This window comes from Pantoea folii (genome assembly GCF_056678875.1).
The window spans coordinates 161,297-182,655 of the sequence record NZ_JBWXON010000004.1 but is presented as its reverse complement, the minus strand read 5'-3'; the positions used below and the strand labels follow the sequence as shown (position 1 = coordinate 182,655).

Annotated in this window: 22 protein-coding genes and 1 other annotated feature; of the genes, 8 read left to right on the top strand and 14 right to left on the bottom strand. The window is 55.5% G+C overall.

The annotated features are described in order from the left end of the window. Positions 1–6: 6 nt before the first annotated feature. From AC1MDE_RS07505 to hisL, 10 genes are all read right to left on the bottom strand, one after another. Positions 7–510: a YbaK/prolyl-tRNA synthetase associated domain-containing protein gene (locus tag AC1MDE_RS07505; protein WP_058962034.1), complete on the bottom strand. Its 504-nt coding sequence runs from the start codon at positions 508–510 to the stop codon at positions 7–9. Between the two features lie 138 nt (positions 511–648). Further along, positions 649–1,260, bottom strand: coding sequence for a bifunctional phosphoribosyl-AMP cyclohydrolase/phosphoribosyl-ATP diphosphatase HisIE (gene hisIE, locus AC1MDE_RS07500; protein WP_058962035.1), 612 nt, complete (start codon positions 1,258–1,260; stop codon positions 649–651). Continuing rightward, positions 1,254–2,030, bottom strand: a complete 777-nt coding sequence (hisF, locus tag AC1MDE_RS07495) for an imidazole glycerol phosphate synthase subunit HisF (RefSeq protein WP_058962036.1) — start codon at positions 2,028–2,030, stop codon at positions 1,254–1,256. Before hisF ends, hisIE begins: the two co-directional genes overlap by 7 nt. After that, positions 2,012–2,749, bottom strand: coding sequence for a 1-(5-phosphoribosyl)-5-[(5-phosphoribosylamino)methylideneamino]imidazole-4-carboxamide isomerase (gene hisA, locus AC1MDE_RS07490; protein ID WP_058962037.1), 738 nt, complete (start codon positions 2,747–2,749; stop codon positions 2,012–2,014). The genes hisF and hisA overlap by 19 nt, the downstream gene beginning before the upstream one ends. Continuing rightward, on the bottom strand, positions 2,749–3,339 hold the full coding sequence (gene hisH / locus AC1MDE_RS07485; RefSeq protein ID WP_034824743.1) for an imidazole glycerol phosphate synthase subunit HisH: 591 nt from the start codon (positions 3,337–3,339) through the stop codon (positions 2,749–2,751). The genes hisA and hisH overlap by 1 nt, the downstream gene beginning before the upstream one ends. Next, positions 3,339–4,406, bottom strand: a complete 1,068-nt coding sequence (hisB, locus tag AC1MDE_RS07480) for a bifunctional histidinol-phosphatase/imidazoleglycerol-phosphate dehydratase HisB (protein ID WP_097116671.1) — start codon at positions 4,404–4,406, stop codon at positions 3,339–3,341. Before hisB ends, hisH begins: the two co-directional genes overlap by 1 nt. Then, on the bottom strand, positions 4,403–5,473 hold the full coding sequence (gene hisC, locus AC1MDE_RS07475; RefSeq protein WP_479402528.1) for a histidinol-phosphate transaminase: 1,071 nt from the start codon (positions 5,471–5,473) through the stop codon (positions 4,403–4,405). The genes hisB and hisC overlap by 4 nt, the downstream gene beginning before the upstream one ends. Beyond that, complete coding sequence (gene hisD, locus AC1MDE_RS07470; RefSeq protein WP_479402529.1) at positions 5,470–6,777, bottom strand: histidinol dehydrogenase; 1,308 nt, start codon at positions 6,775–6,777, stop codon at positions 5,470–5,472. The genes hisC and hisD overlap by 4 nt, the downstream gene beginning before the upstream one ends. 4 nt (positions 6,778–6,781) lie before the next feature. Then, complete coding sequence (hisG, locus tag AC1MDE_RS07465) at positions 6,782–7,681, bottom strand: ATP phosphoribosyltransferase (protein ID WP_034824735.1); 900 nt, start codon at positions 7,679–7,681, stop codon at positions 6,782–6,784. A 54-nt stretch (positions 7,682–7,735) separates the two neighbouring features. Beyond that, positions 7,736–7,857, bottom strand: a sequence feature (His leader region). Continuing rightward, a complete protein-coding gene (hisL, locus tag AC1MDE_RS07460) occupies positions 7,833–7,880 on the bottom strand; it encodes a his operon leader peptide (protein WP_100396937.1) in 48 nt (15 codons plus the stop codon). (Overlaps the previous feature by 25 nt.) 180 nt (positions 7,881–8,060) lie before the next feature. On the opposite strand from hisL, the gene AC1MDE_RS07455 reads away from it, so the two are divergent. Continuing rightward, positions 8,061–8,888 (top strand): SDR family oxidoreductase, encoded by an 828-nt coding sequence (locus AC1MDE_RS07455; protein ID WP_480344440.1) that lies wholly within the window; start codon positions 8,061–8,063, stop codon positions 8,886–8,888. Positions 8,889–8,992: 104 nt separating this feature from the next. On the opposite strand, the gene AC1MDE_RS07450 is transcribed toward AC1MDE_RS07455, so the two are convergent. Genes AC1MDE_RS07450 through puuD form a run of 3 tightly spaced genes read right to left on the bottom strand, consistent with a single transcriptional unit; the run spans position 8,993 to position 11,613 of the window. Then, a complete protein-coding gene (locus AC1MDE_RS07450; RefSeq protein WP_479398951.1) occupies positions 8,993–10,270 on the bottom strand; it encodes an NAD(P)/FAD-dependent oxidoreductase in 1,278 nt (425 codons plus the stop codon). A gap of 24 nt (positions 10,271–10,294) precedes the next feature. After that, positions 10,295–10,852, bottom strand: a complete 558-nt coding sequence (gene puuR, locus AC1MDE_RS07445) for an HTH-type transcriptional regulator PuuR (RefSeq protein ID WP_034824711.1) — start codon at positions 10,850–10,852, stop codon at positions 10,295–10,297. Next, complete coding sequence (gene puuD / locus AC1MDE_RS07440; protein WP_480344439.1) at positions 10,849–11,613, bottom strand: gamma-glutamyl-gamma-aminobutyrate hydrolase; 765 nt, start codon at positions 11,611–11,613, stop codon at positions 10,849–10,851. Before puuD ends, puuR begins: the two co-directional genes overlap by 4 nt. Before the next feature lie 213 nt (positions 11,614–11,826). Between puuD and AC1MDE_RS07435 the strand changes: the two genes are divergently transcribed. Together AC1MDE_RS07435 and AC1MDE_RS07430 are read left to right on the top strand one after the other, a co-directional pair. Next, positions 11,827–13,242: a glutamine synthetase family protein gene (locus AC1MDE_RS07435; RefSeq protein ID WP_034824710.1), complete on the top strand. Its 1,416-nt coding sequence runs from the start codon at positions 11,827–11,829 to the stop codon at positions 13,240–13,242. 358 nt (positions 13,243–13,600) lie between these two features. Beyond that, positions 13,601–14,956, top strand: a complete 1,356-nt coding sequence (locus AC1MDE_RS07430; RefSeq protein WP_479414456.1) for an APC family permease — start codon at positions 13,601–13,603, stop codon at positions 14,954–14,956. 93 nt (positions 14,957–15,049) lie between these two features. Here the strand turns inward: AC1MDE_RS07430 and ygbI are convergent, their stop codons facing one another. Next, positions 15,050–15,811, bottom strand: coding sequence for a DNA-binding transcriptional repressor YgbI (gene ygbI, locus AC1MDE_RS07425; RefSeq protein WP_034824708.1), 762 nt, complete (start codon positions 15,809–15,811; stop codon positions 15,050–15,052). A 259-nt stretch (positions 15,812–16,070) separates the two neighbouring features. Here ygbI and ltnD point away from each other — a divergent pair, with 259 nt between their 5' ends. From ltnD to AC1MDE_RS07400, 5 genes are all read left to right on the top strand, one after another. After that, positions 16,071–16,991 carry an L-threonate dehydrogenase gene (gene ltnD / locus AC1MDE_RS07420; RefSeq protein WP_480344438.1) on the top strand — a complete coding sequence of 307 codons (921 nt, stop codon included), beginning with the start codon at positions 16,071–16,073 and terminating at the stop codon, positions 16,989–16,991. Continuing rightward, on the top strand, positions 16,982–18,241 hold the full coding sequence (gene otnK, locus AC1MDE_RS07415; RefSeq protein ID WP_479398945.1) for a 3-oxo-tetronate kinase: 1,260 nt from the start codon (positions 16,982–16,984) through the stop codon (positions 18,239–18,241). The genes ltnD and otnK overlap by 10 nt, the downstream gene beginning before the upstream one ends. After that, entirely contained in the window at positions 18,238–18,864 is a 627-nt protein-coding gene (gene otnC / locus AC1MDE_RS07410; RefSeq protein ID WP_479400722.1) for a 3-oxo-tetronate 4-phosphate decarboxylase, read from the top strand. The genes otnK and otnC overlap by 4 nt, the downstream gene beginning before the upstream one ends. Beyond that, on the top strand, positions 18,864–19,643 hold the full coding sequence (locus AC1MDE_RS07405; RefSeq protein ID WP_479400724.1) for an HPr family phosphocarrier protein: 780 nt from the start codon (positions 18,864–18,866) through the stop codon (positions 19,641–19,643). The genes otnC and AC1MDE_RS07405 overlap by 1 nt, the downstream gene beginning before the upstream one ends. 233 nt (positions 19,644–19,876) lie before the next feature. Next, positions 19,877–21,229, top strand: coding sequence for a GntP family transporter (locus AC1MDE_RS07400; protein ID WP_097116684.1), 1,353 nt, complete (start codon positions 19,877–19,879; stop codon positions 21,227–21,229). Positions 21,230–21,359: the final 130 nt, after the last annotated feature.

The window sequence follows — 21,359 nt, the reverse complement described above, 5'->3', positions numbered from 1 at the left end:
TGGCAATTAGCAGATTATTTTCATGACGTTACCATTATGCATGGTGCGATAATCCGCCACACTCAGTACCACTGATTTTTCCAGCAGACCCGCGTTAAAGGCGATTTCGTCGTAGCGTTCAAACAGCAGTGGGTCTACCACCAACCGCAGGTCGGGATGAAAACTGAAGGGTGGAATCGCACCGAACACACAGCCCGTTAACGCGTCCACCTCTGCTGGAGAAGCCAAAGAAGCGCGACGCCCACCCACCGCTTCAGCCACTTTGCTCAAATCCGCCTGTTGATCAGCTGGCAGAACCGCAAGCACATGCTGTTTGATACCGTTACCTTTGACATGGCACACCAATGCTTTGGCGCCTTGTCCCACTTCCGTCCCGCGAATCTCAGCAACAGCTTCACATTTGCCAGTCGCGGGATGTTCCATCACGCGATAACGGGCGTTGTGCTGGTCGAGCAGGGCGATCAGTTTTTCATGAGTGGTCACAGAGGAACCGTCCTTATAAAGCGCCATGATTGTGCAGCGAAGTGCCGGGTGAAGAGGGTAATTAACACGCGGTGAGTTGCGATGAGATTCACGCGTTAATTTGAGAAGCATACTGCTCAAAACCCGCTTTTGAAGCCAATTTTGAGCAGCTTATTGCACAATCCGCTATTTATGACGCGCACGCAGATTGTTAATGATGGTGCTCAAATCCAGGTCTTGATCCTGCAGCAGCACCATCAGGTGATACAGCAAATCAGAGGCTTCGTTGGTCAGTTCGTGACGATCGTTCACTGTGGCTGCCAGTGCGGTCTCCACGCCTTCTTCACCGACTTTCTGCGCGATACGCTTTGTGCCGCTGGCATAGAGTTTCGCGGTGTAAGAACTCTCAGGATCGGCGCTCTTACGTGAAGCCAGCAGCTGCTCCAGCTGATACAGGAACGCCCAATCTGGCGCAGCCGGTGAGAAGCAGCTTGAGGTGCCAAGGTGGCAGGTTGGCCCAATCGGGTTTGCCAGCACTAGCAGGGTGTCGTTATCACAATCCGGCGTGATGCTCGCGACCTTCAAAAAGTGACCGGAGGTTTCCCCCTTGGTCCACAAGCGGTTTTTGGTGCGAGAGAAGAAAGTGACATTGCCTTCCGCCAGCGTCTTTTGCAGCGCTTCCTCATTCATATAACCGTGCATCAGCACTTCGCCAGAAACGTTGTGCTGGACGATGACGGGCATCATGCCCGCGGTTTTGGCCCAATCCAGTTTGGCCAGTTGTTCTGCAGTTAACACGCGCGAATCTCCACACCGTTGTCGATCAGAAAGTTTTTCAACTCGCCGATATTGATAATTTGTTTGTGAAACACCGAAGCGGCCAGTGCGCCATCAACGTTTGCCTGTTCAAAGGCTTCGAGAAAGTGTGGCATGGTGCCCGCGCCGCCAGAAGCGATGAGGGGCACTTTACATACCTCACGCACTTTCTTCAGCTGCACCAGATCGTAGCCATTACGTACGCCATCCTGGTTCATCATGTTCAGCACGATTTCGCCCGCGCCTAGCTTCTGCACTTCCTGTACCCAATCCAGGGTTTCCCAGGTGGTGACACGGGTACGTGATTCATCGCCGGTATATTGATTGACGTGATACTTGCCGGTGGCTTCATCGAACCAGGTATCAATACCCACCACGATACACTGCACACCAAAGCGATCTGCCAGACGCGTGATCAGCGTAGGGTCAGCCAGCGCCGGGGAGTTGATGGAGATCTTATCCGCACCGAACTGCAGAATGCGCGCGGCATCCTCCTCACTCTTGATACCGCCCGCCACGCAGAACGGAATATCAATCACTTCTGCGACGCGTGACACCCAGCTTTTATCCACCACACGGCCATCGGAAGAGGCGGTGATATCATAGAACACCAGCTCGTCAGCGCCTTCCTGCGCATAGCGCTGCGCCAGTGGCACGATATCACCAATAATTTCGTGGTTGCGGAACTGGACGCCTTTCACCACTTGTCCGTCACGGACATCGAGACAAGGAATTATCCGTTTTGCCAGCATGCAATCGCCTCCGCTACGGTGAATTTATCTTCCAGCAATGCGCGACCGACAATCACACCCTGCGCGCCGCTGCCTCGTAAGGCCGCAATATCCTCCAGCGAGCCGATGCCACCGGAACTCTGGAACGCAATATCCGGGAAGGCATCCGACACTTCTTTATACAGCGCCACGTTGGAACCGCTTAAGGTGCCATCGCGGGAGATATCGGTGCACAGCACGTGCTTCAGGCCAACCGGCTGATACCAGCCAATCACTTCTTCCAGCGTTACGCCCGCAGCTTCCTGCCAGCCGCTGATTGCCACTTCTTTGCGATTGCTAGCGTCAATGCGCACATCCAGTGCCAGCACGATGGCATCTGCTCCGAACTCGCTGAACCAGCTTTTCACTTCTTCCGGCTGCTTAACAGCCGTGGAACCGACCACCACGCGAGTCGCGCCGGCAGCCAGCAAGGCTGCAACGTCTTCACGATTGCGGATACCACCACCGACCTGCACCGGCACATTGACGCCGCGCAGCAGGGTGGTGAGCAGAGGGATCTGGCGCTTGGCCGGATCTTTGGCACCGGTGAGATCCACCAGGTGCAGCACTTCCGCGCCCTGACGTTCGTAATCCTGCAGGCGCGGTAAGGGATCGCTGCCGTAGTCGCGCTGTTGGCCGTAGTCGCCCTGATGCAGGCGCACCACTTTGCCGTCGATCAAATCTAATGCGGGGATAATCATCACATCTCCAGGAAGTTTTTCAGCAACTGCGCGCCTGCTTTGCCAGAGCGCTCCGGGTGGAACTGCACGCCGAAGAAGTTATCTTTCTGCAGGGCGGCGGTGAACGGATGACCGTAATCGCACTGGGCGATGGTGGCGGCGTTCACCGGCATAGCGTAGCTGTGCACAAAATAGAAGTAGCTGCCGTCAGGGATATTACGGAACAGGTGATTGCCCGCCTGCGAGGTGATCTGGTTCCAGCCCATATGCGGCAATGGCAAACCCTGGGTATCCATCAGCGAGACCGGTTCATCCACCAGGCCCAGCGTGGTTACGCCGCCGTTCTCATCGCTGCCACGTCCCAGCAACTGCATACCGAGGCAAATCCCCAGCACGGGTTGGGTACAGGCTTTGATCAAATCGATTAGGTCACGCTCTTGCAGTTGGTTCATGGCGGCTTGCGCAGTGCCCACGCCCGGCAGTAACAGCTTGTCGGCACGCAGCACCACATCCGGATCGCGGCTCACTTCTGGCGTATAGCCGAGGCGCTCAATCGCCCACTTCACGGAGGAAAGGTTGGCGCACCCGGTATCGAGAATCACCACGTTCATCACAGCACTCCTTTCGAACTCGGCAGGGTGTTGCCATCCACGCGAATTGCCTGGCGCAGTGTGCGGCCAAAGGCTTTAAACAGGCTTTCCACACGGTGATGGTCGTTCTTGCCTTTGGTTTTCAGGTGCAGGGTGCTCATCATGGCGTAGGAGAGGGAGCTGAAGAAGTGCTCAACCATCTCGGTACTGAGATCGCCGACACGCTGATAGCTAAACTCGGCTTTAAACTCGATGTGCGGACGGCCAGAGATATCCAGTGCACAGCGCGCCAGGCACTCATCCATCGGCAGCACGAAGCCGAAACGGCCGATGCCTCGCTTGTCGCCCAGCGCTTTCAGCAGCGCTTCACCCAGCGCCAGACCGGTATCTTCCACGGTGTGGTGATCGTCAATATAGAGATCGCCTTTCACGTCGATGTTCATGCGGAAGCCGCCGTGTACGGCAATCTGATCCAGCATGTGGTCAAAGAAGCCGACACCGGTATTGATTTTGCTGCCGCCTTCGCGGTCCAGCCACACTTCCACTTTGATCTGCGTCTCTTTGGTGTTGCGTTGCACCAGCGCGTGGCGGTCACGCTTGGTCAGGCGTGCCTGAATCGCATCCCAGTCAATGCCTTCGGCACCGTAACGCAGGCCCTGAATACCCATGTTCTCCGCGAGTTGGATATCGGTCAGGCGATCGCCAATCACGTAGCTGTTTGCGGTATCCAGTGCGCCTTGTGCCAGCCAGGCTTCCACCATTTTGGTTTTCGGCTTGCGGCAATCGCAGTTATCTTCCGGCTTATGCGGGCAGATCAGGATGTCGCTGAAGTTCACGCCCTGCGAAGTCAGGATCTGCATCATCAGGTTGTGTGGGCCATCAAAATCAGCCTGCGGGAAGCTGTCGGTGCCCAGGCCGTCCTGATTGGTGATCATCACCAGCTGATAGCCGGCATTTTGCAGGGCCAGCAGCGCAGGGATGGCGTTTTTTTCAAACGCCAGCTTCTCCATGCGATCAACCTGAAAATCCGTTGGCGGCTCAGAGATGATGGTACCGTCGCGGTCGATAAAAAGGGTTTTCTGACTCATGCTTGCTCCACTGATAAGGCTTGCAGCGCGGCGATCAGGCGCTCGCACTCTTCACGGGTGCCGATGGAGATGCGCAGGCATCCCGCAAGGCCGGGGTTTTTGTTTTGGTCGCGCAGAATAATGCCTTGATCCCACAGCGTTTTAAATACTTTTGGCGAATCAGTGAAGCGCGCCAGAATGTAGTTGGTTTCGCTCGGGAATACCTGCTGCACCACGCTCAGCTGTGGTAGCTGTTCAAACAGCCACGCACGATTGGCGTTAAGTTCGGTGACGTGCTGACGCATCAGCGCAATGCCTTGCTCACTCAGGGCTTGTCCTGCTACATCGGCAACCGGGGTAGCCAGCGGGTAAGGGGCGATTACTTTCATCAGCAGATCGATCACTGGCTTGTTGGCCAGCGTAAAGCCACAGCGCAGGCCTGCCAGCGCAAAGGCTTTCGACAGGGTGCGCAGGATCACCAGATGTGGATACTCTTGCAACCAGCCCGCCAGCGTCGCTTCCGGGCAGAACTCAATATAAGCTTCATCCGCCACCAGCAGTGCTTTACCTGCCGTCATCTCCAGCAGCTTGCGGATATCGTCTTGATTGATCAGGTTGCCGGTCGGGTTGTTCGGGCTGCACATGTAGACCACTTTCACGCCGTCTAATTGTTCGGCAATGGCAGGCAGATTCAGCTGCCAGTCATCCAGTGCTGCCACGGTGCGATACTCGATGCCGATGGTTTCCGCGCTGACGCTGTACATGCCGTAAGTCGGTGGGCAGAACAGAATCGCGTCTTTACCTGGCTCGCAGAAGGCGCGCATTAACAGTTCGATACCTTCATCGGCGCCACGGCTGACTATCACTTGCTCCGGCGATAAACCGGCGTAAGCCGCATAACGCTCAATCACTAATTTTGGCTGGCATTCCGGGTAGCGGTTCAGCGTTTGTTGCGACAGCTCAAACGGCACCGGCAGCGGGAACTCGTTGGCGTTTAGCCATACATCACCATTACCACCCAAACGACGCGCCGATTGATAAGGCGTCAATGCACGCACATTCGCGCGGGCTAAATCTTCAATGCTCATGCTTGCTCCTTCAGCGCGGCAACACGCAGGGTAACGGCATTTTTGTGGGCTTCCAGCTGCTCAGCAGCCGCTAAAGTTTCAATGGTGGCGGCCAGATTGAGGAAGCCTTGCGGCGTCAACTCTTGCACCGTCATACGCTTCTGGAAATCGGCCAGACCCAGACTTGAACAGGTGGCGGTATAACCATAAGTCGGCAATACGTGATTGGTGCCTGAGGCGTAATCACCCGCCGATTCTGGAGACCAGTCACCGAGGAACACCGAACCGGCGCTGGTAATCGCATCCACCAGATCGCGTGCCTGACGCGTCTGAATAATCAGGTGCTCCGGGCCATACAGGTTGGAGATTTCCACGCACTGCGCCAGATCGCGCAACACAATCAGGCGGCTGCTTTCCAGTGCCTGACGTGCGGTGGCCGCACGTGGCAGCTGAGCCAGCTGTTCTTCCACCGCCTGAGCCACGCCTTCTGCCAGTTTCAGCGAAGGGGTCAGCAAGATAACCTGTGAATCCGGGCCGTGCTCTGCTTGTGATAGCAGATCAGAAGCGACAAATGCCGGTGTGGCACCTTCATCAGCAATCACCAAAACCTCTGATGGGCCAGCAGGCATATCAATAGCAGCGCCATCTAAACGCTGGCTCACCTGGCGTTTCGCTTCGGTGACGTAGGCGTTGCCAGGGCCAAAAATCTTGTCCACTTTTGGTACGGTTTCGGTGCCGAAGGCCAGCGCAGCAATCGCTTGCGCACCGCCAACCTGAAACACCTCTTTTACGCCGCACAGTTGCGCCGCATACAGGATTTCATCGGCAATCGGCGGGGGCGAACACAGCACCACACGACCACAACCGGCGATACGTGCTGGGGTTGCCAGCATTAATACCGTGGAGAACAGTGGGGCAGAGCCACCGGGAATATACAGCCCAACAGATTGCACCGGGCGGGTGATCTGCTGGCAGCGCACACCCGGCTGGGTCTCAATATCCACCGCGGGCAGAATCTGCGCGTTATGGAACGTTTCGATATTGCCGACGGCCACTGCCATCGCCTGCTTCAACTTGTCGCTCAGACGATCGCTGGCGGCTTGCATCTCTTCAGGCGTGACGCGCAGGTTTTCCACCTGCGATTTGTCGAAGCGTGCGCTGAATTCACGCAGGGCGTCATCGCCTTCTTCCTTTACTTTAGTCAGCACATCGCGCACCACTTCGCTGATGCTCGCCGAGGCAGAAATCGCCGGACGCATCAGCAGCGCTTGCTGTTGTTGTTCATCACACTGTTGCCAGTCAATCGGGGTCATGATTGTGCTCATGCTGTTACTCCAACATTTTTTCGATTGGCAGTACGAGGATCGAGCTGGCACCCAGCGCTTTCAGTTTTTCCATGGTTTCCCAGAACAGGGTTTCACTGCTCACCATGTGCATCGCCACGCGGCTCACTTCGCCTGCCAGCGGCAATACGGTAGGACGCTCAGCACCTGGCAGCAGGGCGATCACTTCTTCCAGACGCTCGCTTGGCGCGTGCAGCATGATGTACTTGGACTCACGTGCTTTGATCACGCCCTGAATACGCGTCATCATTTTGTCGATCAGTTCTTGCTTGGCTGCTGGCAGCTCGCCATCGCGCTGGATCAGTACCGCTTTAGAACGGTAGATGACTTCCACTTCACGCAGGCCGTTGGCTTCGAGGGTGGCACCGGTGGATACCAGGTCGCAAATGGCATCGGCCAAACCCGCACGTGGCGCGACTTCCACCGAACCGTTCAGCAGGCAAGACTTAAAGGAGACGCCTTGCTTATCGAGATATTTCTTCAGCAGGTGCGGATAAGAGGTGGCAATGCGTGAGTTCTGCAGACATTGCGGGCCGGTGTATTCCGCATCCACTGGCATCGCCAGCGACAGGCGGCAACCGCCGAAATCGAGACGGCGCAGGGTGAAGTAACGCGGGTCTTCGCCTTGTGCGCGGCGGTCCAGCAGCTCTTCTTCCAGCACGTTTTCTCCGACGATACCGAGATCCACCACGCCATCCATCACCAGGCCAGGGATATCGTCATCACGTACACGCAGGATATCGATAGGCATGTTCTCCGCAAACGCAATAAGACGCTGCTGCTGAAGGTTGATTTTGATACCGCAGCGGGCCAGCAGTTCGCGTGATTCATCACTTAAACGGCCAGATTTCTGCATAGCTATGCGAATACGGGTGTTATCTAACATGGTTCCTGTCCTCTTATTCAATCCTGTCTGAACTCAGTGGGGTTGCGTTCGCCCATAAAAAAACCCCCGGAAGATGATCTTCCGGGGGCTCTCTTTGCGTTCGCACCACTGGAAGATCCTAATCGTCTCCCAGCACACATCGCCTGAAAGACTAGTCAGGATGATGGTGATGATGGTGGTTGAACTGAACGCGTGTCATAGTAAATTCCGTTGCTGAATGAGTATTCATTTGCGTGCTGATTAACCTAACGAAGATGGCGGCGCTTGGCAACCCTTTTTTAACGTCAGTTCTCGGAACCTTCCGCAACAGTTTGCGCTGGTTTGCCATAATCGCTGGGACTAAGATGAGGTGTCTTAGCGCTGGAAAGCAGGAGTCGGTATGAAAAAAGTCGCGATTGTAGGTCTGGGATGGCTGGGTATGCCGCTGGCGATGGCGCTGACGGCGCGCGGCTGGCAGGTGACCGGCAGCAAAACCTCCCCCGATGGTGTGGATGCTGCGCGCCGCTGCGGTATTGAGGCATTTCAACTGGTGCTGACACCCGAGATTAAAAGTGAAGCAGATGAGTTGGCCACGCTGATGGCGGTGGACGCGCTGGTGGTGACGTTACCCGCCAGCCGCACGGTTCAGGGCGGTGAAGATTACATGCAAGCCGTGCAGAACGTGGTAGATACGGCATTGGCGCATAAAGTGCCGCGCATCATTTTTACCAGCTCGTCGTCGGTGTACGGCAGCGGTTCGGGCGTAATGAAAGAGAGCAGTACGTTACAGCCAGAGAGTGTGGCAGGTAAGACGCTGGTCGAACTGGAAAACTGGCTGCACGATCTGCCAGGTACCAGCGTGGATATCGTACGACTGGCGGGGCTCGTCGGGCCAAACCGTCATCCGGGACGCTTCCTCGCCGGGAAGGTTGGACTGGAGAATGGCGGCCATGCGGTCAATCTGGTGCATCTCGATGATGTGGTGGATGCGATTGTACTGTTGCTGCAAACGCCGAAAGGTGGACGCGTCTACAACCTGTGCGCGTCGAAACATCCCGCACGTGATGATTTTTATCCGTTTGTTTCGAAGCAGTTGGGGCTGGTGGCTCCGACCTTTACTGCCGAGCCCGTGCGTTCGGCGGGGAAGGTGGTAGATGGCTCGAAGATCTGCAACGAGCTGGGATTAGAGTACAGCTACGATGATCCGATGAAAATGCCGCTGGAGTGAGATTGACGTGCGAGTGCAGACTTCTGCACTATTTCGCTAGCGGCGCGATTTATCGCGGGTTAAACAACACTCGCAATAAATTGCGCCGCGACAATGCGTTGCGGTTAAACCCCCAGCCGATCCCTCAACGCATACCATACCGCACCCATTGCCGTCAGCGGCACCTTAAACCTTCTGCCGCCCGGAAACGGTAAATGTGGCAATTTCGCAAACGCATCAAACCTTTCTGCCTGTCCGCGCAGCACCTCGGCAATCAGCCTTCCCGACAAGTGGGTACAGGTCACGCCATGTCCGCTATCCCCCTGCATAAAGAACGCATTTTTCTCGATTTGCCCAAACTGCGGCATACGTGACAGCGTCAGCAGGAAGTTACCGCTCCAGCGGTGGCTGAATTTCACATCTTTCAGTTGAGGGAAAGTGCGTAACAACTTAGGGCGGATCAATGCTTCAATATCACCCGGCTCACGTGCGCCATATACCACACCGCCGCCGTACAACAGGCGGTTATCGGCGGTGAGGCGGAAGTAATCCAGCAGATAATTACAATCTTCGACGCAGTGATTGTTCGGCAATAAACCCAACGCCTGGTCGCGGCTTAATGGCTCGGTGGTGAGGATTTGCGAGCCACACGGCATGCTTTTACGGCTCAGGCGCGGTTCCAGTTGTGAGGGGAGATAAGCATTACCGGCAAAAATCACAAAGGTGGCGGTCACTTCACCTTTAGCGGTCTTTACCCGATGCGGCTCGCCATACTTCACTTCCACTGCCGCAGATTGTTCATAGACGCGCCCACCGTGACGGCGAATCGCTTCCGCTTCACCCAGTGCCAGGTTTAACGGATGCAGATGCCCGCCGCGCTTATCCAGCAAGCCGCCGACATAGCGATCGGTCGCCACTTCGCGACGAATCGCGCGCTCATCCAGCAGCTCCAAATTATGGTTACCATAGCGCTCCCAGTTGGCTTTTTGGCTGCGCAAGTGGCCCATCTGACGCTGATTCAACGCGGCAAAAATGCCGCCAGGACGGTAATCACAGGCGATAGCATAACGGTCGATGCGATCGCGAATAATCTCCGCGCCCTCAAACATCATATTGCCCAGCATCTTCGCCACGTCTTTGCCGTAGCGTTGTTCAATCACATCCACATCACGGCTGTAAGAATTCACTACCTGGCCGCCGTTACGACCGCTGGCTCCGAAACCAATCTTTGCCGCTTCGAGTAGCACTACGTCATAACCGGCTTCGGTCAAAAACAGCGCCGAGGAGAGGCCGGTAAATCCGCCGCCAATAATACAGACATCACACTGCACCGATTCCTGCAGTTCGGGCCACGGCTCATGCGCATTCGCGGTTGCGGCGTAATAACTTCCCACATGTTGCATCACATCCTCCTTTAGCGCGTGAACTCAGAAATTCGCTGGGGTGTGCGCACTGACGATGCGACACGGCAGCTCAGACGTATTGGTAAAACTGTGCGGCAAGCCGGTATCGATCACGTAACTCTCGCCACAATAAAGGTGATAACTCTGACCATTGACCACCAGCGTGATTTCTCCTTCCAGCACCGTGCCGGTCTCTTCACCAGGATGACGCAGCTTCTCACCCGTGCTGGAACCCGGTTCGTAGCGTTCAATCAACATCGCCAGCGCACGTTTTTCAGCGCCGTTCTCCACCAGACGCAGCGACACACCGAGGCTGCCGATCTCCACGCACTCTTCCGGACGTACGATCACGCGCGGCGTGCTGTTTACCTTTGGCTCCGAGAAAAACTCTGACAACGACAAGCCGTACACCTTCAGCAATTTCTGCAAGGTACTCAGCGCTGGGCTGACTTTGTCCTGTTCAATGGTGCTGATAGCACTGTGTGTGAGTCCTGACAACTCAGCGACGCGACGCTGAGACAATCCCATCTCCTGCCGGATTTGCGATAAACGTCGCCCAGGCGCCAGAGTGGCATCATTCATGGCTGTTTTTCCTTGTGATAACAGAGAGCCGCGTGGATAAAAGCCGCAAACAAGCGTTGCGAAACCGGGTCTTGATCGGAGTGCCACTCCGGATGCCACTGCACCGCAAGGGCAAACGGATGCTGGCGCAAACTCACCGCTTCAATCAGCCCATCAGGCGCACGCGCTTCAATACGCAGCTGCGGGCCGGGTTCGCGGATGCCTTGTCCATGTAGAGAGTTCACGGCAAAGGATTGCGCGCTGCCAAGCACCAGGCTCAACAAACCTTCCGCTTCAGGCTGAACCTCATGCACCGGCGCATATTGCTGATCGAGCGGCAGCGCATCATCTTCACGATGCTCCTGAAACAGATGCGTCATATGCAGCTGGCGATACAGGGATCCCCCGTTGGCCACCACTAATTCTTGCAAGCCACGGCAAATACCGAAAATCGGCATCTTTTTGCCAATCGCATGAGTGATGATGCCGAAGGCGAGGCGGTCACGCGCCGGATCGGCATGCTCCTCTTTACCTTCTTCACCGTAATGCCAGGGTTCGATATTACTCGGGCTGCCGGTAAGCAAAATGCCGTCCAGCAGCGTCATACTGTTTTCTAATAGATGAGGGGCATGCATCAGTTGATGCGGCAAAGGCAAGGGCACACCACCGGCAAGCACGATGGCATCGAGATACTTATTGTGAACCGTTTGCCCGAGATGGCTGCCGATGTGGTTCTGACACATCACTACGCCAATCAAGGGTTTGTCAAAAATAATGCCCATCACGTCTCCGCGTTGCTGTTCAATATTTTCACCGTTTTTGCGCATCCGGCCTGAAAAGTGTGCAATATATTGTCAATCTAGCAACCGGTTGTTCGTTCTTTCAACAGAATTGTTACATTTGCACACTTTTTGCGTTAGCGCTATCTTAGAAGAGTGGCTGTTATTTTGAGCATTGCGCGAACCAATACTAAACGGTAAAGGGCGGGTGGGAACATGACGAACCTCGTAGAAGTAGAAGACTTCACGCGGCACAGTGAAGAGAAACGAACAAGCGCGTTCCAGCTGGAGGTTAAATCCTGGCTGGAACGCCATCCTGAAACGCAGTATGTCGATATTCTTCTTAATGATTTAAATGGGGTCTTTCGCGGTAAGCGCATTCCCATCTCTGCATTGGCAAAACTGGAAAAAGGGTGTTACTTCCCGGCCTCGGTTTTCGCCATGGATATCCTCGGAAATACCGTCGAAGAAGCCGGACTCGGACAGTCACTGGGCGAACCCGACAACCTCTGTATCCCGGTTCCCGGAACTTTAATTCCTTCTGCCGCCGATCCTGAACGCATTGCGCAATTGCTGCTGACAATGTGTAACCAAGATGGCACTCCCTTTGACGTTGAACCCCGCAATGTCCTTAATCGCTTGTGGCAGCAGCTACGCAATCGAGGGCTATTCCCGGTGGTAGCGGTAGAGCTGGAGTTCTATCTGGTCGATAAAAAGCGCGATGCGGAAGGGTACATCCAGCCACCCTGTGCGCCGGGCAGTGACGAACGTAATATGCAGAGTCAGGTTTATTCAGTCGATAATCTCGACCATTTCGCTGATGTTCTGCGTGATATCGACGATATTGCCAAACAGCAGGGTATACCTGCCGATGGTGCACTGGCGGAAGCCTCGCCGGGCCAGTTTGAGATCAATCTGCATCACACCCGTGATGTATTAAAAGCCTGCGATCATGCCATTTTGCTCAAACGTCTGGTGCGCCAGGTGGCTGAAAATCATGGCATGACAGCGACCTTTATGGCCAAGCCCTATGAAGAGTATGCGGGCAGTGGCATGCATGTGCACATCAGCATGCTGGACGCCGCCGATCACAACGCTTTCTCGCTCGACGACGGTAGCGATTCGCCGCTGTTAAAACGCGCGCTAGCCGGGATGATCGATTTAATGCCGGCTTCAATGGCGCTGCTGGCACCGAACGTGAACGCTTATCGCCGCTTCTTACCGGAAGCCTACGTGCCGTTACAGGCCTCCTGGGGGCACAACAATCGCACCGTTGCTTTACGTATTCCCTGCGGCGATGTGGATAACCATCGCGTGGAGTATCGTGTGGCCGGTGCGGATGCAAATCCTTACCTGGTCGTGTCAACAATTCTTGCCGGTATTTTGCACGGTCTGGATAATCAGCTACCCTTACCGCATGCGGTGCAGGGCAATGGACATGAGGCAGAAGGGCTGCCGTTGCCGGTGCGACAGAGCGATGCGCTGTACGAATTCGAGAATAGCTATCCTCTGCAAAAACTGCTGGGCGAGCATTTCAGCGGCGTGTGGCACAGCTGCAAACAGAACGAGTTAATGCAGTTTGAACGGCTTATCACCGCCACGGAGATTGACTGGATGCTGAAGAACGCCTGACTCGCAGAAGAATTTCGCTAACGTCTTGTGCCGATGGCATAAGTTGGGGCAGAATACGTCCCCTGCAAAATACGAAACATAACCGACGCTTATCACGTCGGTTATTTTTTTGCAGATTGCAGTACACACACAAATTACCGAGGCCGGACACGCATCCGGATAGATAGATACTGACAACACGCTTGGGCGTGAGATTTGAGGAAAACAAAGATGGGGCTGTTTACAATTGCACCGGCGCAAGCTGGTTCTCGCTTTCGTGATGATTACGGCGCGGCGACAATCGCAAACACTAATATCACTTCTCACTGCAGCACGTTGCGCAGTATCCCGCAGATCACCTCTGTTGGGGGCCTGAACAATGTCGCTTAACACCGCCGCACCACAGCGTGCACACCTGAAAAAATCCCTGACCTTGATCCCGGTTGTCATGATGGGCCTGGCATATATGCAGCCAATGACCCTGTTTGATACTTTCGGTATCGTCTCTGGATTGACCGACGGCCACGTCGCCACTGCTTATGCTTTCGCGCTGATCGCGATACTGTTTACTGCCGTGAGCTACGGCAAGCTGGTACGCCGCTTCCCATCTGCGGGCTCCGCTTACACCTATGCTCAGAAGGCTATCAGTCCGCACGTCGGCTTTATGGTGGGCTGGTCATCACTGCTGGACTATTTGTTCATGCCGATGATCAACATCCTGCTGGCGAAAAGCTACTTTGAGACGCTGGTGCCGGGCATTCCATCGTGGATTTTCGTGGTGTTGCTGGTGGCCTTTATGACCATCTCTAACCTCCGTGGTATCAAAACCGTTGCCAACTTCAACAGCGTGATCGTCGTGCTGCAGGTTGTGGTGATGGTGGTGATTACTGGTATGGTGGTTTACGGTGTGGCGCACGGTGTTGGCGCAGGAACACTGACCAGCAGCAAGCCTTTCTGGTCTGAGAATGCCCATGTGGTGCCGATGATTACCGGTGCAACCATACTTTGCTTCTCGTTCCTCGGCTTTGATGGCATCAGTTCGCTGTCAGAAGAGACCAAAGATGCAGAACGCACTATCCCGCGCGCGATTTTCCTGACCGCGCTGATTGGTGGTGTGATCTTTATCGGTGTGTCTTACTTCCTGCAGCTGTTCTTCCCGGACATCTCGCGTTTCCAGAATCCGGACTCTTCACAGCCTGAAATCATGCTGTTCGTGGCAGGTAAAGCCCTGCAGATTGGCATCCTGATTTTCTCTGTGGTTACCGTACTGGCTTCCGGTATGGCAGCACACGCGGGCGTTTCCCGTCTGATGTATGTGATGGGTCGTGATGGCGTGTTCCCGCAGCGTTTCTTTGGCTTCGTGCACCCGAAATACCGCACGCCGTCTCTGAACGTGCTGTTGGTGGGTGCTGTGGCACTGCTGGCGATTAACTTCGACCTGGTAACCGCCACTGCGCTGATCAACTTCGGTGCGCTGGTGGCATTCACCTTCGTGAACCTGTCGGTGATTGCGCAGTTCTGGATCCGTGAAAAGCGTAACAAGACGCTGAAAGATCACCTCAATTATCTGGTGCTGCCAGTGATGGGCGCTTTGACAGTGGGTGCACTGTGGATCAACCTGGAAGAGACCTCGATGGTGCTCGGCCTGGTGTGGGCAGCGGTCGGTATTATTTACCTGGCGTTTGTTACTCGCACCTTCCGCAATCCGGTTCCGCAGTTCAGCGAAGAAGTGTAATTTTCGTTGCGCATTATGCGCAGCGGATAACGACTTCGTGTCGTATGCAAAAGGTCGCCATATTGGCGACCTTTTGCTTTTAGACCAGCAAACTTAACCCGCCAGCACCAACTCCCAACTCCCCGCACTCAGCGTTTCACGTCCCGCTTTACTTAATTCGGTATCGGTTACGAGGGTATCGAAGCGCTCCAGCGGTAATGCCAGATGGGTGGCAATCTTGTTGTATTTCGAGCTGTCGCTCAGCAGTACGCGCTTACTGCTGACATCGCTGGCCGCCAGCTTGACCGGCACCTTATCTTCATCGGGTGTAAACAAGCCGCGCGGCCCCCAGCAGGATGCGGAGATAAACGCGATATCAATCGCCAGCATGCGCAGACTTCTCGCCGCTGATTCGCCGACGCTGGAGCGATTCTCGCGACATACGGTGCCGCCAGTGTGAATCAGCTTGCAGCCGCTGCTCTCCATCAATAGCCGGGCAATCACGAAATCATTGGTGACCACCAACAAATCGTCACGCTCGACCAGTTCGCGAGCCAGCGCCAGCGTGGTGGTGCCTGCGTCGAGATAAATACAGCTGTTGCGCGGAATATGGCGCGCGGCAAACTGACCAATCGCCATCTTTTCACTGCTGTACATGCTGGTTTTCGCCAGATGTGATGGCTCAGCAGCCAGACGATCCGCCGAGCGCACGCCGCCCGATACCGACAGCACGGCACCTTGCTCCTCCAGCTTTTGCACATCACGACGTATCGTCATGTGTGATACGCCTAAACGCTCGGTCAGCTCGGCAATGCTCACCACGCCGCGTTCGGCAACCAGCGCTAAAATTTGTTGATGACGTTCTACCGGAATCACATCGCTCTCCCTGAATTACCAATTTTTCACATTGTAAGGCATCAATTCACAGCCTGCAGCACAATTTATCCCAGGCAAATGTTAGCAAATATCCCGTCCGAGCAGGCGTTACCACCGTAATGCAATACTGTGAATCGATGTTATACGTTGTGCGTGTAAGTTAATTTTTGTGATTTGCCGCACGTTTCTCCGCCAGTAACTGCGGCAGAATTAACACCATTGAACAAAATATCACTTAAATTAACAACGGAGGTGTGCTGTGTCAGCAACCGTGAATAACATTGGCGTCATTGGTTTGGGTTCCATGGGCATGGGCGCAGCGCAGTCCTGTATTCGCGCTGGATTGAACACCTGGGGCGTTGATTTAAATCCGCAGGCGCTGGAAACCTTGCGCCAGGCGGGTGCGCGCGATGCACAGACTTCCGCTGCCAGCTTCGCCGCAGAGTTAGATGCCGTGCTGCTGCTGGTGGTCAACGCCGCGCAGGTGAAAGCGATTTTGTTTGGCGAAACCGGTCTGGCGGCACAACTCAAGCCGGGCACGGTGGTGATGGTTTCTTCTACCATTTCTTCACAAGACGCGCAGGCGATTGAACAGCAGCTGGCGCAACATCAACTGCTGATGCTGGATGCGCCAGTATCGGGCGGTGCAGCTAAAGCTGCGGTCGGCGAGATGACCGTGATGGCGTCCGGCAGCGATGAAGCCTTTGCGCTACTGAAGCCGGTACTGGATGCGGTTGCTGCCAAAGTGTATCGCGTGGGCAGTGAAATTGGCCTGGGTTCAACCGTTAAAATCATTCACCAGCTGCTGGCGGGCGTGCATATTGCGGTGGGTGCAGAAGCGATGGCGCTGGCTGCGCGCGCAGGCATTCCACTCGATACCATGTATGACGTGGTGACCAACGCTGCGGGTAACTCGTGGATGTTTGAGAACCGCATGCGTCATGTGGTAGACGGTGATTACTCACCAAAATCTGCCGTCGATATCTTTGTGAAAGATCTCAACCTGGTGGCCGATACCGCCAAATCATTGCATTTCCCACTGCCGCTGGCGTCTACCGCACTCAACATGTTCACCGAAGCCAGCAATGCCGGTCACGGTCGTGAAGATGACAGCGCAGTCATCAAGATTTTCAGCGGCATCACGCTGCCCGAGTCAAAGGAGAAGTCACCATGCGTTTAGGCGTGATTGCAGACGACTTTACCGGTGCGACGGATATCGCCAGCTTTCTGGTGCAAAACGGCCTGCCCACTATTCAGTTTAACGGCGTGCCGCAAGGTCATGATGATCTGAGCGCGCAGGCGATTGTCATCAGCCTTAAGTCACGTTCTTGCCCGGCACAGCAGGCAATCGACCAGTCTCTGGCAGCGCTTGCCTGGCTGCAACAGCAGGGTTGCGATCGTTTCTACTTTAAGTATTGCTCGACCTTCGACAGCACCGAACACGGCAACATCGGTCCAGTGACCGATGCACTACTGGCCGCACTGGGCGAGACGCAAACGGTGATCTCACCCTCACTGCCGGTAAATGGTCGTACCGTGTATCAGGGTTATCTGTTTGTTGCCGATCAGCTGTTGTCTGAATCGGGCATGCGCCATCATCCGGTGACACCAATGACCGACAGCAATCTGGTGCGTCTGATGACGCGCCAGGCGAAAGGGCAGGCGGCGGTGATCAATGCTGCTCAGCTGGACAAAGGCGCGGAAGCGGTGCGTGAACAGCTGGGTGATCTGAAAGCGCAGGGCATCAACTACGTGGTGCTGGATGCGCTCAACGAGCAGCATCTGCTAACCCAGGGCGAAGCGCTAAAAGAAACCGTGCTGGTGACCGGCGGTTCCGGCCTGGCAATCGGTATTGCGCGCGCCTGGGCCACTCAGCAGCAAAACAGCGATGCCGAGCAGGCCGGACGTCCACAGGGCGAACGTGCGGTGGTGATCTCGGGCTCTTGTTCGCAGATGACCAATCGTCAGGTTCAGGCCTATCGCCAGCAGGCGCCATCACATGAAGTGCTGGTGGAGCGCTGCCTCGACGATGCTGAAGGCTACGCGCAGGAACTGTGCGATTGGATTGCCGCGAATAACCAGCAGCCTCTGGCACCTTTGCTCTTTGCCACTGCCGATGCTCAGCAACTGCAGGCAATCCAGCAGCAATATGGCGCAGCACGCAGCAGCGAAGCGGTTGAGCACTTGTTTGCCGCCGTCACCCGTGAGCTGAAATCACGGGGCTGGCAGCGCTTTATCGTCGCCGGGGGCGAAACCTCTGGCGTGGTGGCACAAAGCCTGGGCGTAACGGCCTTCCACATCGGCCCGATGATCTCCCCTGGCGTGCCGTGGGTGCGTGACATCCAGCAACCGCTGTCGCTGGCCCTGAAGTCAGGCAACTTTGGCGACGAACAATTCTTTGCCCGCGCACAAACGGAGTTCTCAGCATGACCGAACAACAAGCACGTGAAGAGATGGTGCAACTGGGCGCCTCCTTTTTCCAGCGCGGTTACGCCACCGGTTCAGCCGGCAACCTTTCACTGTTGCTGGAAGATGGCAATCTGCTGGCGACACCTACCGGCTCTTGCCTCGGCGAACTGCAGGCCGACCGCCTGTCAAAAGTGACGATGCAGGGCGAGTGGATTTCGGGTGACAAGCCTTCTAAGGAAGTGGCGTTTCACCGCGCGCTCTATCTAAACAATCCCGCCTGTAAAGCGGTGGTGCATCTGCACAGTCACTATCTGACGGCGCTTTCGTGCCTCAACGATCTCGACAGCGAAAACTGCATTCGCCCGTTCACGCCCTATGTGGTGATGCGCGTGGGCGATGTGCCGGTCGTACCTTATTACAAACCGGGTGATGACCGCCTGGCTGAAGATCTTGCGCAGCTCGCGCCATGTTACAACGCTTTCCTGCTGGCCAATCACGGCCCGGTAGTGGTGGGTAAATCGCTGCGTGAAGCCGCGAATAACACTGAAGAACTGGAAGAGACCGCGCGTCTGATGTTCACGCTCGGCGACCGCTCTATTCGTTATCTGACTGATGGCGAAGTGGCGGAATTGAGGAATTACTGATGCCTAAGTTTGCAGCCAATTTATCCACGCAGTTCGGCGAAGTGCCGTTTATTGAACGCTTTGCCGCAGCGGCGAACGCCGGTTTCCGTGCCGTTGAGTTTCTGTTCCCGTATGACTATCCGGCCGAGGTGATCCAAGCCGAGCTGGAGAAACATCATCTGGAGTTGGTGCTGTTCAACACCGCAGCCGGAAACGTGCAGGCCGGGGAGTGGGGCGTATCCGCGATTCCTGGTCGTGAAGAAGAGGCGCGTGCCGATATCGATCGTGCGCTGGAATATGCACTGGCGCTCAACTGCCCGCAGGTGCATGTGATGGCGGCGACAGTGCCCAACGGTGCCAATCGTACCGCTTACGAAGAGACCTTTGTGCGCAATATGCATTACGCCGCTGAGCGTTTTGCGCCGCACGGTATTCGCCTGCTGCTGGAAGCGCTGAACCCGATGACGAAGCCGAACTACCTCTACTCCAGCCAGTATCAAACGCTGGCGATGATGGAACGTATCGATCGTCCGAACGTGTTCACGCAGTTGGATCTGTTCCATGCGCAGCTGGTGGACGGCAATCTCAGCCATCTGATTCGCGAGTACGCCGGGGGCTATCGCCATATTCAGATCGCCTCTGCGCCGCATCGTCACGAACCAGACGAAGGCGAAATCAACTATCCGTACCTGTTCAGCCTGCTGGATGAAGTCGGCTATGACGGCTGGGTCGGCTGCGAGTATTTCCCACGCGGTCGCACCGAAGCGGGCCTCGGTTGGTTCGCGCCTTACGCGAAATAGCTTTTGTTGTACCGCCCAGCACAGTGCGTTGCGCCCTGTGCGGGTGAAGTCTTACCTGAATTCATAAAACATTAAAAAATACCCAAGTACCCCCTAAATAATTCGAGCTGCAGGAAGGCGGCAAGTGGGTGAGTCCCCAGGAGCTTACATCAGTAAGTGACTGGGGCGAATCCACGTCGCCAACGCACCTGCAGCTTGAAGTATGACGGGGGGAATAGAATTAGAGGTTTATCATGTCAACCGCGTTGCTATTAGCTATCGCTACTGCCAGCATTGTCATACTGCTGCTGTTGGTGATTAAAGCCAAAGTCCATCCGTTTGTTGCTTTACTGATTGTCAGTTTGATCGTCGCCATCAGTACCGGTATCCCGGCTGATAAGATCATGGAAACCATCTTTAGCGGCATGGGCAACCTGCTGGGTCATATCACCATTATCATCGTGCTGGGGGCGATGCTCGGCGCAGTGATTGAAGCCTCGGGCGGTGCCGAATCGCTGGCGCAGCGCTTCAGTAAATCGCTCGGTATCAAGCGTACCGTCGCAGCCTTAACCATGGCGGCGTTTATCCTCGGTATTCCGGTGTTCTTTGAAGTCGGCTTTATCATTGTGATCCCGCTGATTTACGGCTTTACCAAAGTGGCGCGTGTCTCGCCGCTGAAGTTTGGTTTGCCGATGGCGGGCGTGATGTTGACCGTGCATGTCGCGTTGCCGACACACCCAGGCGCAGCCGCCGCCGCCGGTATTCTGCATACCGATATGGGCTGGTTAATGATGCTTGGCATCCTGATTTCGATCCCTGTGGGTATCGTCGGTTACTACGTGGCAAAAGTGATGAACCTGCGTCAATACCACCTCTCAGTGGATGTACTTGAGCAGTTGCAGCTGGCGAAACCTGAAGGCACGCCAAAAAGCGAAGTGCCACCACCGGGTGCGATGACCATTGCGGGTCTGATTGTGGTGCCGATTGTGTTGATCGTGTTAGGTACGCTGGCGCACACCATGCTGGCGGAAGGCAGCATTCTGCGTGACGTGATGACGGTGATTGGTAACCCGCCAATTGCCCTGCTGATTGCGCTGGCCCTGGCAGCATGGTTACTGGGCGTGCGCCGCGGCTGGAGCAAAGAGAAGCTGGAAGATCTGACCGGTCGCGCAATTCCTGGCTCTGCAAGTGTGATTCTGGTGGCGGGTGCGGGCGGTGCGTTTGGTAAAGTGCTGGTGGAATCCGGTGTCGGTAAAGCCCTGGCGGTGACGCTGGAAACCCTGCATCTGCCGCTGGTGCCCGCTGCTTTTATCTTGTCACTGGCATTGCGTGCGTCTCAGGGATCGGCCACGGTGGCGATTCTCACCACTAGCGGTTTGTTGAGTCAGGCGGTGGGCGATGTGACCGATATGCAACGTGTGCTGGTCACATTGGCGGCGTGCTTCGGTGGCCTGGGCTTGTCCCACGTTAACGATGCCGGCTTCTGGGTGGTAACACGTTATCTGGGGCTATCCGTCGCCGATGGCCTGAAAACCTGGACGGTGCTGACTACGCTGATGGGGTTAAGTGGTTTTGCGCTGACCTGGCTGGTGTGGGGGATGATTTAAGGTTCACAGCGGTCGCCATTAAGGCGACCCTTAAGTGACAACGGGTATGGCGCACATTTATGTGCGCCTGCATCTGAAATGCATTTCAAACGAACTTCAATCTGGTAAACATCTATGCACACCAGGTTGC

What these genes read in the sequence shown, in the direction of transcription:
- AC1MDE_RS07505 (WP_058962034.1), bottom strand. Translation starts at nt 510, where the DNA reads ATGGCGCTTTATAAGGACGGTTCCTCTGTGACCACTCATGAAAAACTG.
- hisF (WP_058962036.1), bottom strand. Translation starts at nt 2,030, where the DNA reads ATGCTGGCAAAACGGATAATTCCTTGTCTCGATGTCCGTGACGGACAA.
- hisA (WP_058962037.1), bottom strand. Translation starts at nt 2,749, where the DNA reads ATGATTATCCCCGCATTAGATTTGATCGACGGCAAAGTGGTGCGCCTG.
- hisH (WP_034824743.1), bottom strand. Translation starts at nt 3,339, where the DNA reads ATGAACGTGGTGATTCTCGATACCGGGTGCGCCAACCTTTCCTCCGTG.
- hisB (WP_097116671.1), bottom strand. Translation starts at nt 4,406, where the DNA reads ATGAGTCAGAAAACCCTTTTTATCGACCGCGACGGTACCATCATCTCT.
- hisC (WP_479402528.1), bottom strand. Translation starts at nt 5,473, where the DNA reads ATGAGCATTGAAGATTTAGCCCGCGCGAATGTGCGTGCATTGACGCCT.
- hisD (WP_479402529.1), bottom strand. Translation starts at nt 6,777, where the DNA reads ATGAGCACAATCATGACCCCGATTGACTGGCAACAGTGTGATGAACAA.
- hisG (WP_034824735.1), bottom strand. Translation starts at nt 7,681, where the DNA reads ATGTTAGATAACACCCGTATTCGCATAGCTATGCAGAAATCTGGCCGT.
- AC1MDE_RS07455 (WP_480344440.1), top strand. Translation starts at nt 8,061, where the DNA reads ATGAAAAAAGTCGCGATTGTAGGTCTGGGATGGCTGGGTATGCCGCTG.
- AC1MDE_RS07450 (WP_479398951.1), bottom strand. Translation starts at nt 10,270, where the DNA reads ATGCAACATGTGGGAAGTTATTACGCCGCAACCGCGAATGCGCATGAG.
- puuR (WP_034824711.1), bottom strand. Translation starts at nt 10,852, where the DNA reads ATGAATGATGCCACTCTGGCGCCTGGGCGACGTTTATCGCAAATCCGG.
- puuD (WP_480344439.1), bottom strand. Translation starts at nt 11,613, where the DNA reads ATGGGCATTATTTTTGACAAACCCTTGATTGGCGTAGTGATGTGTCAG.
- AC1MDE_RS07435 (WP_034824710.1), top strand. Translation starts at nt 11,827, where the DNA reads ATGACGAACCTCGTAGAAGTAGAAGACTTCACGCGGCACAGTGAAGAG.
- AC1MDE_RS07430 (WP_479414456.1), top strand. Translation starts at nt 13,601, where the DNA reads ATGTCGCTTAACACCGCCGCACCACAGCGTGCACACCTGAAAAAATCC.
- otnK (WP_479398945.1), top strand. Translation starts at nt 16,982, where the DNA reads ATGCGTTTAGGCGTGATTGCAGACGACTTTACCGGTGCGACGGATATC.
- otnC (WP_479400722.1), top strand. Translation starts at nt 18,238, where the DNA reads ATGACCGAACAACAAGCACGTGAAGAGATGGTGCAACTGGGCGCCTCC.
- AC1MDE_RS07405 (WP_479400724.1), top strand. Translation starts at nt 18,864, where the DNA reads ATGCCTAAGTTTGCAGCCAATTTATCCACGCAGTTCGGCGAAGTGCCG.
- AC1MDE_RS07400 (WP_097116684.1), top strand. Translation starts at nt 19,877, where the DNA reads ATGTCAACCGCGTTGCTATTAGCTATCGCTACTGCCAGCATTGTCATA.